Source organism: Pseudomonas sp. MF09150 (assembly GCF_059862355.1).
In genome coordinates, this window is the sequence record NZ_JCBCUS010000002.1 from 1 (window position 1) to 12979 (window position 12979).

Here is a 12979-nt window from a genome sequence, read left to right on the forward strand (position 1 = left end):
GGGCTTCGATGATCTGAAGCAGCTCGCTGTCGAAAACCGCGTAACTCTTTGTTTACCAAGGAGTTTTCCGTTTCGACTGCGCCGGAAGTGGGGCGAATTATAGACTTCCAGAATCTGCCGTCAACCCTTAATTTCACAATTCTGTCATATCGATCAAAAAAGCCCTTAAAAGCAAAGGCCGGCCCCTGTGGGGCCGGCCTTTTACCTTTCTACTTACAAGCTAGGGAAGGCGAATTGCGAGGCTTCGTGGCTCGCGCGTTGCGGCCAGCGCTGGGTAATGGCCTTGCGACGGGTATAGAAGCGCACACCATCCGGGCCATAGGCATGCAGGTCACCGAACAGCGAACGCTTCCAGCCGCCAAAGCTGTGGTAGGCCACCGGCACCGGCAGCGGTACGTTGACACCCACCATGCCCACTTCGATCTCATCGCAGAACAGGCGCGCCGCTTCACCGTCGCGGGTGAAGATGCACGTGCCGTTGCCATACTCGTGATCGTTGATCAGTTGCATGGCGTCTTCCAGGCTGTTGACCCGGACCACGCACAGTACCGGGCCGAAGATCTCTTCTTTATAGATGCGCATCTGCGGGGTCACCCGATCAAACAGGCAGCCACCCAGGAAGAATCCGTCTTCGTTACCCGCCACACTCAGGCCACGACCATCGACCACCAGTTTGGCGCCCGACGATACGCCGTCTTCTATATAGCCACTGACCTTGTCCCGCGCCTGGGCGGAGACCAGGGGCCCCATGTCCAGGCCACACGAAGTGCCGGCACCGATTTTCAGCGCCTTGATCTGCGGCACCAGCTTGGCAATCAGGGCGTCCGCCACCTGGTCGCCGACACACACGGCCACGGAGATCGCCATGCAGCGCTCACCGCAGGAACCATAAGCCGCGCCCATCAGCGCACTTACTGCGTTATCCAGGTCGGCATCCGGCATCAGCACCGCATGGTTCTTCGCCCCGCCCAGCGCCTGAACGCGTTTGCCGCGCTTGGTGGCTTCGGAATAGATGTACTCGGCAATCGGCGTCGAACCGACGAAACTCAACGCTTTGACTTCCGGCGCCTCAATCAGCGCATCCACTGCGCCCTTGTCGCCGTGCACCACACTCAGCACACCTTTAGGCAGACCGGCTTCCAGCAGCAGTTGGGCGATCAGCAACGTCGAGCTTGGGTCACGTTCCGAGGGTTTGAGGATGAAGCAGTTACCGCAGACGATCGCCAGCGGGTACATCCACAGCGGCACCATGGCTGGGAAGTTGAACGGGGTGATACCGGCCACCACGCCCAGAGGCTGGAAGTCGGACCAGGCATCGATGTTCGGGCCGACGTTGCGGCTGTACTCGCCCTTGAGAATTTCCGGAGCAGAGCACGCGTACTCGACGTTCTCGATACCGCGCTTCAGTTCACCGGCGGCGTCTTCCAGGGTCTTGCCGTGCTCTTCGCTGATCAGTTGGGAGATCCGCGCCTCGTTCTGCTCCAGCAGTTGCTTGAAACGGAACATCACCTGGGCGCGTTTGGCCGGTGGCGTGTTGCGCCAGGCCGGGAACGCAGCCTTGGCCGAGTCGATGGCGACTTGCATGGTTTCACGGCTGGCCAGCGGCACCTGGTGGATCACTTGGCCAGTGGACGGGTTGAAGACATCAGCGCTGCGACCGTTGTCGGTCACCAGTTCGCCGTTGATCAAATGCTGGATAAGGCTCATGCAGGGCTCCTGAAAAGTTGTCCACAGGCGCCCATCGCTGCGCGCCTGATCAGTGTTCTATATAGAAGGGCGAATCAGTCGATCTTGTTCAGCACTTCGCCGACCGCGTCGAACAGGCGATCCAGGTCCTGCGGCTTGCTGTTGAAAGTTGGGCCGAACTGCAGGGTGTCGCCGCCAAAGCGCACGTAGAACCCGGCCTTCCACAGGGCCATGCCGGCTTCGAATGGACGGACAATCGCATCGCCATCGCGCGGGGCGATCTGGATCGCACCGGCCAGGCCGTAGTTGCGAATGTCGATCACGTTTTTCGAGCCCTTGATACCGTGCAGGGCATTCTCGAAATGCGGCGCAACCTCGGCCACGCTCTGCACCAGGTTTTCCTTCTGCAGCAGATCGAGTGCCGCCAGGCCGGCCGCGCAGGCCACCGGGTGAGCCGAATAGGTATAGCCGTGGGGGAATTCCACTGCGTACTCGGGCGTCGCCTGGTTCATGAAGGTCTGGTAGATCTCGGAGCTGGCAATCACTGCGCCCATCGGGATCGCGCCGTTGGTGACTTGCTTGGCGATGCACATCAGGTCCGGGGTCACGCCGAAGCTGTCGGCGCCGAACATCGAGCCGGTACGACCGAAGCCGGTGATCACTTCGTCGAACACCAGCAGGATGCTGTGCTGATCGCAGATCTCACGCAGGCGCTTGAGGTAACCCTGCGGCGGCACTAGGACACCGGCGGAACCGGCCATCGGCTCGACGAACACCGCCGCGATATTCGAGGCGTCGTGCAGTTCGATCAATTTCAGCAGCTCATCGGCCAGGGCTATGCCGCCCTGCTCCGGCATGCCACGGGAAAAAGCGTTGCTGGCCAACAGGGTGTGCGGCAGGTGGTCGACGTCCATCATCGACTGGCCGAACAGCTTGCGGTTGCCGTTGACCCCACCGAGGCTGGTGCCGGCGATGTTCACCCCGTGATAGCCACGGGCGCGACCGATCATCTTGGTCTTGGTCGACTGGCCTTTCAGGCGCCAGTAGGCACGCACCATCTTCACTGCGGTATCGGCACATTCCGAGCCCGAGTCGGTGAAGAACACGTGGTTCAGGTTGCCCGGAGTCAGGTCGGTGATTTTTTCGGCCAACTGGAACGACAGCGGGTGGCCGTACTGGAAGCCTGGCGAGTAGTCGAGGGTGCCCAGTTGCTTGGAAACGGCTTCCTGGATTTCCTTGCGCGTGTGACCAGCGCCGCAGGTCCACAGACCGGACAGGGAGTCGTAAACCTTGCGCCCCTTGTCGTCGATCAGGTAGCTGCCTTCTGCAGCAACGATCAGCCGTGGGTCGCGCTGGAAGTTGCGGTTGGCGGTGTACGGCATCCAGTGAGCATCGAGCTTGAGCTGGCTGGCCAGGGAAGCTGGAGCGTTTTCAGGCATGTTCATGAGCAAAACCTCGCGGGGCAATAAGCGGCGTAGGAAGCCAAAAGCGTTGTTGCAGCTAAGTTGCCACGGCTATAAAGTCTGTGAAATCCAACTTTTATAACCTTCAGTCAGGCCCTTACTAAACTATGAGCAGCCGTCGAGCCGATCCGCTGGCCCAAGTCAGCGACTTTGATATCCGCCTGCTGCGGATCTTTCGCAGCGTGGTCGAATGTGGCGGATTCTCTGCGGCAGAGACCGTACTCGGGATCGGGCGCTCGGCCATCAGCCAGCAGATGAGCGATCTGGAGCAACGCCTCGGCCTGCGCCTGTGTCAACGCGGACGCGCGGGGTTCTCGCTGACCGAAGAGGGCCGCGAGGTCTATCAGTCGGCCTTGCAACTGTTGAGTGCCCTGGAAAGTTTCCGCACCGAGGTCAACGGCCTGCACCGCCACCTGCGCGGTGAATTGATCATCGGCCTGACCGATAACCTGGTGACCCTGCCCCACATGCGCATCACCCACGCCCTGGCGCAGTTGAAGGAGCGCGGGCCCGACGTGCAAATCCAGATCCGCATGATCGCCCCCAACGAAGTCGAGCAGGGCGTACTCGACGGCCGCCTGCATGTCGGCGTGGTGCCCCAGGCCAGCGCCTTGTCCGGTCTTGAATACCAGCCGCTGTACAGCGAGCGTTCGCTGCTCTACTGCGCGGTCGGCCATCCGCTGTTTTATGTCGACGATAAAAAGCTCGAGGATGCGCGCCTCAACGATCAAGACGCCATCGCCCCGACCTTCCGCCTGCCGGGGGAGATCCAGGCCCATTACCAGGCACTCAATTGCACCGCCAGCGCGTCGGACCGCGAAGGCATGGCGTTCCTGATTCTCACCGGGCGTTACATCGGCTACCTGCCGGACCATTACGCTCAACTCTGGGTGCAACAGGGGCGGCTGCGTGCACTCAAGCCCGCTTCGCGCTTCTATGACCTGAGCCTGGCATCGGTCACGCGCAAGGGCCGACGCCCCCATCTGGTGCTTGAAAGCTTTCTCGAGAGCCTGGCGGCCACTCGCTGAAGATCATTAGCCCCCACGCGAAACCCGTATCCATTGGGCACCGGCAGCCATACGGAAAAATAACCTGAGCACCTGGACAGCTTTTTGCAGGGCATGGAGACCTTGAACCGTCAGCCCAGAGTTCCACGCCCATGCAAGAACAATCGTCCACCCCCAACGATCTGATCTACGGCCTCGATGATCGCCCCAAACCCCTGGCGGCCCTGCTTGCCGCGTTGCAGCATGTGCTGGCGAGTTTTGTCGGCATCATCACTCCGCTGCTGGTGATCGGCTCGGCCCTGGGCCTGACGGCCCACCTGCCCTACCTGATCAGCATGGCGCTGATGGTGTCCGGGGTCGGGACCTTTATCCAGGCGCGCCGTCCGTTCGGCATCGGTGCCGGGATGATCTGCCTGCAAGGCACCAGCTTCGCCTTCCTTGGCGCCGTGCTTTCGGCCGGGTTTCTGGTCAAACAGCGCGGTGGCAGCCCGGAAGACATCCTGGCGATGATCTTCGGCGTGTGCTTTTTCGGCGCACTGGTGCAGATCGTACTCAGCCGTTTTATCGGCCAGCTGCGCCGGGTGATCACCCCGCTGGTGACCGGCATCGTCATCACCCTGATCGGCATCAGCCTGATCAAGGTCGGCATCACTGACCTGGGAGGCGGCTTCAATGCCGCAGACTTCGGCGCGCCGGGCAACCTGGCACTGGGTCTGTTCGTGCTGCTGACCATCATCCTGCTCAACCGCTCCAATACCCCGTGGATCCGCCTTTCAGCCATCATCATCGGCCTGGCCCTGGGCTGCGTGGCGGCCTGGTTCAGCGGCAAGCTGGTGCCCCAGCCCCTGCCCGACCTGCCGCTGGTAAGCCTGCCGATCCCGTTCAAGTTCGGGTTCAATTTCGACTGGAGCGCCTTTCTGCCGGTGGCCCTGATCTACCTCATCAGCACCATCGAAACCGTGGGCGACCTCACGGCCAACTGCATGCTCGCCCGCCAGCCCATCAGCGGCCCTTCTTATATAAGCCGGCTCAAGGGCGGGGTCCTGGGGGATGGCGTCAGTTGCATGATCGCCGCCACCTTCAGTGCCTTTCCCAACACCACCTTTGCCCAGAACAACGGGGTGATCCAGTTGACCGGCGTGGCCAGCCGCTACGTCGGCCTGTACATCGGCCTGGTGCTGTTCTGCCTGGGGTTGTTCCCGCTGATTGGCGCGGTGTTGCAGCAGATTCCCAAGCCGGTGCTGGGCGGCGCAACCCTGGTAATGTTCGGCAGCGTGGCCGCCGCTGGTGTGCGCATCCTGGCCCAGGCGCCGCTGGACCGGCGCAGCATGCTGATCATCGCCACCTCGTTTGGCGTGGGCCTGGGCATCGCCGCGCAGCCCAACCTGCTGCACCTGCTGCCCAAGCTGGTGCAAAACCTGTTCGACTCGGCGATCACCAGCGGCGGCCTGACTGCGCTGATCATGTGCCTGCTGCTGCCGGAAACCTCCCGCGATGCCCGTGACACAAAACCGGCCCTGGAAAGCGAGACCCTGGAACCGCTTTAAGGCTTTTATGGCCATAAGGCTTGTCTGATGCCTGTGGGTGCGCTATCAACGCACTGGTTGCACCCACAGACCCGCTCGGAAATGCCTATGACCCTTGAAGTCCCTGCCCACGCCGGTGCTCACTCCGGAAAACCCGCCAGCCGCATTCGTCAAAAGAACGAAGAGGCGATCATCAAGGCCGCCGAAGACGAGTTCGCCCGTCATGGTTTCAAAGGCACCAGCATGAACACCATTGCCCAGAATGCCGGGCTGCCCAAGGCGAATCTGCATTACTACTTCACCAACAAGCTTGGCCTGTACATCGCCGTGCTGAGCAACATCATCGAGTTGTGGGACAGCACCTTCAACGCCCTGAACGCCGATGACGATCCCACCGAAGCCCTGACCCGCTACATCCGCGCCAAGATGGAATTCTCGCGTCGCCAACCCCAGGCCTCGCGGATCTTCGCCATGGAAATCATCAGCGGCGGCGAATGCCTGAGCGAATATTTCAGCCAGGACTATCGCGCCTGGTTCCAGGGCCGTGCCGCGGTGTTCCAGGCCTGGATCGACGCCGGCAAGATGGACCCGGTGGACCCGGTGCACCTGATTTTCCTGCTGTGGGGCAGCACCCAGCACTACGCCGACTTCGCCACCCAGATCTGCCGCGTCACCGGACGCAGCAAACTGACCAAGCAAGACATGGAAGACGCCGGCAACAACCTGATCCGCATCATCCTCAAAGGCTGCGGCCTCAAGCCCGTCATCTAAGAAACCTGCGCATGCCCTTTACCCTTGCCGGCCTTTGCGAGTACCGCGAAGAGATTCGCAAAAGCCGCTTTATCGCCCTCGCCGCGCCTATCACCAGCGCGGCTCAGGCCCAGGCCTTTATCGAGCAACACAGCGACCTCAATGCCTCCCATAATTGCTGGGCCTGGAAGCTGGCCGACCAGTACCGCAGCAGTGACGACGGCGAACCCGGCGGCACCGCGGGGCGGCCGATCCTGGCGGCCATCGAGGCTCAGGATTGTGATCAGGTGGCGGTGCTGGTGATCCGCTGGTACGGCGGTATCCAGCTCGGCACCGGCGGCCTGGCCCGGGCCTACGGCGGGGGCGCCAACAAGTGCCTGCAAGGCGCCGAACGCATCGAGCTGATCAAGCGCGTGCCGGTGCACTGCGCCTGCGCGTTCAGCGAGTTGGCACTGGTCAAGCTGCGGGTTGCGGAACTGGGTGGCCTGGTGGTTGCCGAAAACTTCACCGCCAATGGCGTGGAGTTGCAACTGGCACTGGGCGAGGCGCAACTCGACACCCTGCAAAACCAGCTGGCGGATTTGAGCCGCGGACGCATCCTCTTGCAGCGCTGATTGCACCAAGACGGCCCGGCACCGCCTCGCCCACCTGTGCACAACCTTTTGCGCCGCTCCGAACTTGCCCACATCTGCTGTGCACCCGGCTGTGGATAAACTGGGCACATCCGGCTGTAACCCTTCTGTAACGTGGCTTTGCGGAGGTTGTTCAGTTTTTGTCCAATCCGCGACTGATATGCTTTTTTCCACAGCAAAACAGCGGCTTAGGCCGGTTTATCGCCTTTGGAACAAAGCCCCTCGACGCTTATGCCCGCGCGCAGCGCTTGCACACAAATACTGTGGAGCAAGCTGTGGATAACCCGTGCAACGCTGCGCCAACCCCATATCCCTCCTGGCTCGCAGACGCCTGACTGTTTTTTGATCAGGAAAGTTTTCGCGCCCCGCCGCCTTTTTCAGCCACTTGCCCCGAAGTGGTGCCGCCGCGGCCTGCAATAAATCCCGCCAAGGTGCACGCAGCCGCAGCCCGCTGAGCTTTTTGGCGGTTTCCTGACTCACTGGCCAGGAAATTGCTTTATCCACAGGCATAACGCCAAGCGACCCGAGTCCGTCATGCCAAACCCCGTGCCCGTCCCTGATCCAACGCCTCGCCTGCAACTGCGCCGAATCAGCAAGCGCTACCCCGGTTGCCTGGCCAACGACGCCATCGACCTGAGCATCCAGCCCGGTGAAATCCACGCCCTGCTGGGTGAAAACGGCGCCGGTAAAAGCACCCTGATGAAGATTATCTACGGCGTGACCCAGGCCGACTCCGGAGAACTGCTGTGGCAAGGACAACGCCAGCTCATGCGCAACCCGGCCCAGGCACGGAGCCTGGGGATCGGCATGGTGTTCCAGCATTTCTCGCTGTTCGAAACCCTCAGCGTGGCGCAGAACATTGCCCTGGCCATGGGTGCCAAGGCGGGTACGCCGAAAGCGCTGGAACCGAAGATCCGCGAAGTCTCGCAGCGCTATGGCATGGCCCTGGAACCGGACCGTCTGGTGCACAGCCTGTCGATGGGTGAACGTCAGCGGGTGGAGATCATTCGTTGCCTGATGCAGGACATCCGCCTATTGATTCTCGACGAGCCGACCTCGGTCCTGACCCCGCAGGAGGCCGACGAGTTGTTCGTGACCTTGCGCCGCCTGGCCAGCGAAGGCTGCAGCATTTTGTTTATCAGCCACAAACTCGGCGAGGTCCGTGCCCTGTGCCACAGCGCCACGGTGCTGCGCGGCGGACGGGTGGCCGGGCATTGCGTGCCGGCCGACTGCTCGGACCAGCAACTGGCGCAGTTGATGGTCGGCGAGGCCGCGGGATTGCTCGCCCACTACCCGAAAGTCAGCGGTGGCCCGGCCTTCCTGCGGGTGCAGAACCTTGCGTGGCACAACCCCGACCCGTTCGGCTGCTCGTTGCAAGGCCTGGACCTGGAGGTGCGCAGCGGTGAAATCGTCGGCATTGCCGGGGTCGCGGGCAATGGCCAGGACGAACTGCTAGCGTTGCTCAGCGGCGAACAGACATTGCCCCGCGCGGACAGCCAGCGCATCTGCTTTGCCGAGCACGCCGTGGCCCACTTGCGGCCCGATGCGCGCCGCGCCCTGGGCCTGGCATTCGTCCCCGCCGAGCGCCTGGGCCATGGTGCGGTGCCGGAATTGAGCCTGGCGGACAACGCCCTGCTGACCGCCTTCCAGCAAGGCCTGGTCAGCCATGGCCTGATCCAGCGCGACAAGGTGCAAGCCCTGGCCCAGCAGATCATCCAGCGTTTCGGGGTCAAAACACCCGACGCCCAGACCCCGGCGCGCAGCCTGTCGGGGGGCAATCTGCAGAAATTCATCCTGGGCCGGGAAATTCTCCAGCAACCCCGGCTGCTGATTGCCGCGCACCCGACCTGGGGCGTCGACGTCGGCGCCGCCGCCACCATCCACCGCGCGCTGATTGCCCTGCGCGATGCGGGGGCGGCGATCCTGGTGATCTCCGAAGACCTCGATGAACTATTCCAGATCAGCGACCGCCTCGGCGCCCTGTGCAGCGGCCGCCTGTCGGCGCTCAAAGCCACCGGCGACACCACCTTGGTGGAAGTGGGCGGCTGGATGGCCGGCCAGTTCGACGCACCCTGCCACCCAACCGCCCCGGCGCTTTGACGGAGTTTCCCATGCTGCTTTCTCTCGAACCCCGTGGCCAGCAATCGCGCCTGATGCTCTGGTGCTCGCCGCTGCTGGCGGCGGCCTTGACCCTGAGCTGCGGCTCGCTGCTATTTATTGCCCTGGGCCATGACCCGCTGCTGACCCTGCACACGCTGTTGATCGCCCCCATCAGCGACCTCTACGGCGTCTCGGAATTGCTGGTCAAGGCCTTGCCGATTCTGCTCTGCGCCCTGGGCCTGGCCGTGGCCTACCGGGCGCGGATCTGGAACATCGGCGCCGAAGGCCAACTGCTGCTCGGCGCCCTGGCCGGCAGTGCCCTGGCGGTGAACATCATCGATATGCAAAGCCGCTGGGCGCTGGTGCTGATCCTGCTCACCGGGACCCTGGCCGGCGCCGCCTGGGCCGGGCTCACGGCCTGGCTGCGCACGCGCTTCAACGCCAATGAAATCCTCACCAGCATCATGCTCAACTACATCGCCCTCAACCTTTTGCTGTACTTCGTCCACGGCCCGCTCAAGGACCCGGAAGGGTTCAACTTTCCGCAATCGGCGATGTTCGGCGACGCCAGCCGCCTGCCGCTGCTGCTCGACGATGGCCGGGTCCACGCCGGGGTGTATTTCGCCCTGCTGGCCCTGGTGGCGGTCTGGGTGCTGCTGCAAAAGAGCTTTGTCGGATTTCAGATCAAGGTGCTCGGCCTGGACCCGCGCGCTGCCGGCTTTGTCGGCTTTCGCGAGAAGCGCCTGATCTGGCTCGCGCTGTTGATCAGCGGCGGGCTTGCGGGGCTGGCCGGGGTCTGCGAGGTCACCGGGCCGATCGGCCAACTGGTGCCGCAGGTATCCCCGGGTTACGGCTATGCGGCGATCACCGTGGCCTTTCTCGGGCGCTTGAACCCGATCGGCATTCTGTTCTCCAGCCTGCTGATGGCCCTGCTGTACATCGGCGGCGAAAGCGCGCAAATGAGCCTCAACCTGCCCCAGGCCATCACCCAATTGTTCCAGGGCATGATGCTGTTCTTTCTGCTGGCCAGTGATGTGCTGATTCTCTATCGGCCACGCCTGAACCTGCGCTGGGCCCGCCGCGCCGCCACCTCTTCCGTGCACGCAGGAGCCCTGTGATGGATATCGATCTGCTGAGCAATATTTTCTACGCCATGGTCCGTTGCGGCACGCCGTTGCTGCTGGTGGCCCTGGGCGAACTGATCTGCGAGAAAAGCGGCGTCCTCAACCTGGGCCAGGAAGGCATGATGCTGTTCGGCGCGGTGATCGGTTTTATCGTCGCCCTGAGCAGCGGCAACCTATGGCTCGGGGTGCTGCTGGCGATGCTCGCCGGGATGCTGCTGTCGGCGCTGTTTGCCCTGGTGGCGCTGGTGTTCAATGCCAACCAGGTGGCCACCGGCCTGGCCCTGACCATCTTTGGCGTGGGCCTGTCGAGCTTTGTCGGCGCGGCCTGGGTCGGCAAGCCCCTGGCCGGTTTCGAGCCCCTGGCGATCCCGCTGCTCAGCGAGATCCCGTTGATCGGGCGCATGCTGTTCGCCCAGGACCTGTTGGTCTACCTGTCATTCGCCCTGTTTGCCCTGGTGGCCTGGGTCATTCTCAAAAGCCGGATCGGCCTGATCATCCAGGCGGTGGGCGAAAACCCCGATGCCGCCAGTGCCATGGGCCTGCCAGTGCTGTGGGTACGTACCCTGGCGGTGCTGTTTGGCGGGGCCATGGCCGGGCTGGCCGGGGCCTATCTGTCGTTGGCCTATACACCGATGTGGGCCGAGAACATGAGCGCCGGGCGTGGCTGGATCGCCCTGGCCCTGGTGGTGTTCGCCAGTTGGCGGGTCTGGCGCCTGCTGCTCGGCGCCTACCTGTTCGGTCTCGCCAGCATCCTGCACCTGGTGGCCCAGGGGCTGGGGCTGGCGATCCCGTCGAACCTGCTGGCGATGCTGCCGTATGTGGCGACCATCGTGGTCCTGGTGCTGTTGTCGCGGGATGCATTGCGCACCCGGCTGTATGCCCCAGTGTCACTGGGGCAGCCGTGGCAGGCGGGGCATTGAAGCCGGGCACGGCGTTCAGCTCAGGAGCCTGGGGGATCAGGGTTTACGCCTGCTGCGCAGGCGAGCGGAAGCCCGTTCCCTCGCTAGATTGCACCGGCAGCAGTTGCGCGATGCACCAGGCCAGTTCGAAAAACACAATGCCCCACAACAGCGCCGTGGCGCCGTGGGCGATGGCGTAGATCTGCCAGGTGGCGAACAGGATGCGCCCCACCGCGTCATAACGGCCGAACGCTTGCTGCGGATCGCGGATACGCAGCACTGACCACACGCAGACAATCGACCCCATCAGGTTGGCCATCAACAGATGAGCGGGTTCGAACGCCGGTAATTCACCGGGCAGGTTCAAGCTCTGGGCCAGCCCTTGCAGCAGCCCGTGCAGGGCCAGGAAACTCCAGGGGGTGACAAACGCCACGGTCACCAGCAGGTCGTACCAACCGCTGGCGCGGACCAGTGTCCGGTAATGCTGTGCAGTCCACATAAAACTCGCTCCGAATATTCAAGGAGCGCGCAGGCTAAAGCCTGGAGTATGCTCCAAGGTCAAGCCCTCTTGAGCGATCCCCATGCGCATCGGCGAACTCGCCCAAGCCTGCGACGTCAGCCGCGACACCCTGCGTTTCTATGAAGAACGCGGGCTGATCGCCGCACAACGCAGCGCCAACGGTTACCGGCACTACCCGGCGGAAATGGTGCAACTGGTGCTCTACATCAAGACCGCCCAGCGCCTGGGCTTTAGCCTGGGCGAGATCGGCAGCAGCGTCGGCGCACTGTGGCAAGCGGCCGACCCCGACAGCGCCGTCAGCCAACTGCTGCGAGACAAACTGACCCTGATCGAAACCCGCATCAATGAACTGGGCGAGCTGCGCCAGGAGCTGCAACAAAGGCTCGGGCAAAGCTGTCCATTGAATCCGTGACATTCATTTATCAAGGAAGCCACTCATGTCTACGCCTAAACACGCCCTGATCATCGGCGCCTCCCGCGGCCTCGGCCTGGGCCTGGTCCAGCGCCTGCTGGAAGATGGCTGGCAGGTCACCGCCACCGTGCGCAACCCGAACAAGGCCGAGGCCTTGCAGGCGCTGGGCGCGGTGCGCATCGAACAGTTGGACATGGATGACCAGCAGGCCGTGATCGCCCTGAACCAGAAGCTCAAGGACCAGGTGTTCGACCTGCTGTTCGTCAACGCCGGGGTCAAGGGCCCGGATGACCAGACGCCGGGCAAGGCGACCCTGGCCGAAGTCGGCCAATTGTTCTTCACCAATGCCGTGGCCCCGATCAACCTCGCCCAGCGCTTTGCCGGGCAGATTCGCGATGGCAGCGGCGTACTGGCGTTCATGAGTTCGGTACTGGGCAGCGTGACCATGCCCGACGCGCCGGACCTGGCGTTGTACAAGGCGAGCAAGGCGGCGCTCAACTCCATGACCAACAGTTTCGTCAGCCAGCTTGGCTCGCAGAAGCTCACCGTGCTGTCGTTGCACCCGGGTTGGGTGAAAACCGATATGGGCGGCGAAGGCGCCGACATCGACGTGGAAACCAGCACCCGAGGCCTGATCGCCCAGGTCAATGCCTACACCGGCAAGGGTGGGCACCACTTCGTGAACTACAAGGGCGAAACCATTCCCTGGTAAGCCGAGAGCCGCTGTAGCCGTGGCCTCTGGCTGCGGCTGCAAGGCGCCGCCGAGAAGTTTTGTCGAGCGCTCGATCTTTCGCTAGACTGCGCACCTCGTCCCCGCGACGAACCTGGATCAGCAGACAGGAAAACACTGAGCTGGCTAA

Annotated in this window: 12 protein-coding genes; 9 read left to right on the forward strand and 3 right to left on the reverse strand. The window is 62.9% G+C overall.

Annotation, left to right across the window (positions count from 1 at the left end):
- Positions 1–213: 213 nt before the first annotated feature.
- On the reverse strand, positions 214–1707 hold the full coding sequence (locus AC19YX_RS09545) for a CoA-acylating methylmalonate-semialdehyde dehydrogenase (protein ID WP_078469681.1): 1494 nt from the start codon (positions 1705–1707) through the stop codon (positions 214–216).
- Positions 1708–1781: 74 nt separating this feature from the next.
- Entirely contained in the window at positions 1782–3131 is a 1350-nt protein-coding gene (aptA, locus tag AC19YX_RS09550; protein ID WP_078469680.1) for an omega-aminotransferase AptA, read from the reverse strand.
- Between the two features lie 125 nt (positions 3132–3256).
- Between aptA and AC19YX_RS09555 the strand changes: the two genes are divergently transcribed.
- From AC19YX_RS09555 to AC19YX_RS09585, 7 genes are all read left to right on the forward strand, one after another.
- Complete coding sequence (locus tag AC19YX_RS09555) at positions 3257–4177, forward strand: LysR family transcriptional regulator (protein ID WP_020299385.1); 921 nt, start codon at positions 3257–3259, stop codon at positions 4175–4177.
- 131 nt (positions 4178–4308) lie between these two features.
- Complete coding sequence (locus AC19YX_RS09560) at positions 4309–5703, forward strand: uracil-xanthine permease family protein (RefSeq protein ID WP_500606147.1); 1395 nt, start codon at positions 4309–4311, stop codon at positions 5701–5703.
- An 87-nt stretch (positions 5704–5790) separates the two neighbouring features.
- Positions 5791–6453 carry a TetR/AcrR family transcriptional regulator gene (locus AC19YX_RS09565; RefSeq protein WP_020299383.1) on the forward strand — a complete coding sequence of 221 codons (663 nt, stop codon included), beginning with the start codon at positions 5791–5793 and terminating at the stop codon, positions 6451–6453.
- A gap of 11 nt (positions 6454–6464) precedes the next feature.
- Positions 6465–7046, forward strand: coding sequence for an IMPACT family protein (locus AC19YX_RS09570; RefSeq protein WP_078469678.1), 582 nt, complete (start codon positions 6465–6467; stop codon positions 7044–7046).
- Between the two features lie 552 nt (positions 7047–7598).
- A complete protein-coding gene (locus tag AC19YX_RS09575; protein WP_078469677.1) occupies positions 7599–9164 on the forward strand; it encodes an ABC transporter ATP-binding protein in 1566 nt (521 codons plus the stop codon).
- 11 nt (positions 9165–9175) lie between these two features.
- Positions 9176–10282 carry an ABC transporter permease gene (locus tag AC19YX_RS09580; RefSeq protein WP_201129306.1) on the forward strand — a complete coding sequence of 369 codons (1107 nt, stop codon included), beginning with the start codon at positions 9176–9178 and terminating at the stop codon, positions 10280–10282.
- Positions 10282–11208 (forward strand): ABC transporter permease, encoded by a 927-nt coding sequence (locus AC19YX_RS09585; RefSeq protein WP_201129304.1) that lies wholly within the window; start codon positions 10282–10284, stop codon positions 11206–11208. Before AC19YX_RS09580 ends, AC19YX_RS09585 begins: the two co-directional genes overlap by 1 nt.
- Before the next feature lie 43 nt (positions 11209–11251).
- Here the strand turns inward: AC19YX_RS09585 and AC19YX_RS09590 are convergent, their stop codons facing one another.
- Positions 11252–11686, reverse strand: coding sequence for a hypothetical protein (locus AC19YX_RS09590; RefSeq protein WP_078469674.1), 435 nt, complete (start codon positions 11684–11686; stop codon positions 11252–11254).
- An 82-nt stretch (positions 11687–11768) separates the two neighbouring features.
- On the opposite strand from AC19YX_RS09590, the gene AC19YX_RS09595 reads away from it, so the two are divergent.
- The gene (locus AC19YX_RS09595; protein WP_078469673.1) at positions 11769–12119 is read left to right on the forward strand and encodes a MerR family transcriptional regulator; all 351 of its coding nucleotides are present in this window, start codon (positions 11769–11771) and stop codon (positions 12117–12119) included.
- A gap of 25 nt (positions 12120–12144) precedes the next feature.
- Positions 12145–12831 carry an SDR family oxidoreductase gene (locus tag AC19YX_RS09600; RefSeq protein WP_078469672.1) on the forward strand — a complete coding sequence of 229 codons (687 nt, stop codon included), beginning with the start codon at positions 12145–12147 and terminating at the stop codon, positions 12829–12831.
- The last annotated feature ends 148 nt before the right edge of the window (positions 12832–12979 follow it).

Excerpts from the sequence above, each read along its gene's own strand:
- AC19YX_RS09545 (WP_078469681.1), bottom strand. The coding sequence starts at position 1,707 with ATGAGCCTTATCCAGCATTTGATCAACGGCGAACTGGTGACCGACAAC.
- aptA (WP_078469680.1), bottom strand. The coding sequence starts at position 3,131 with ATGAACATGCCTGAAAACGCTCCAGCTTCCCTGGCCAGCCAGCTCAAG.
- AC19YX_RS09555 (WP_020299385.1), top strand. The coding sequence starts at position 3,257 with ATGAGCAGCCGTCGAGCCGATCCGCTGGCCCAAGTCAGCGACTTTGAT.
- AC19YX_RS09560 (WP_500606147.1), top strand. The coding sequence starts at position 4,309 with ATGCAAGAACAATCGTCCACCCCCAACGATCTGATCTACGGCCTCGAT.
- AC19YX_RS09565 (WP_020299383.1), top strand. The coding sequence starts at position 5,791 with ATGACCCTTGAAGTCCCTGCCCACGCCGGTGCTCACTCCGGAAAACCC.
- AC19YX_RS09570 (WP_078469678.1), top strand. The coding sequence starts at position 6,465 with ATGCCCTTTACCCTTGCCGGCCTTTGCGAGTACCGCGAAGAGATTCGC.
- AC19YX_RS09575 (WP_078469677.1), top strand. The coding sequence starts at position 7,599 with ATGCCAAACCCCGTGCCCGTCCCTGATCCAACGCCTCGCCTGCAACTG.
- AC19YX_RS09580 (WP_201129306.1), top strand. The coding sequence starts at position 9,176 with ATGCTGCTTTCTCTCGAACCCCGTGGCCAGCAATCGCGCCTGATGCTC.
- AC19YX_RS09585 (WP_201129304.1), top strand. The coding sequence starts at position 10,282 with ATGGATATCGATCTGCTGAGCAATATTTTCTACGCCATGGTCCGTTGC.
- AC19YX_RS09590 (WP_078469674.1), bottom strand. The coding sequence starts at position 11,686 with ATGTGGACTGCACAGCATTACCGGACACTGGTCCGCGCCAGCGGTTGG.
- AC19YX_RS09595 (WP_078469673.1), top strand. The coding sequence starts at position 11,769 with ATGCGCATCGGCGAACTCGCCCAAGCCTGCGACGTCAGCCGCGACACC.
- AC19YX_RS09600 (WP_078469672.1), top strand. The coding sequence starts at position 12,145 with ATGTCTACGCCTAAACACGCCCTGATCATCGGCGCCTCCCGCGGCCTC.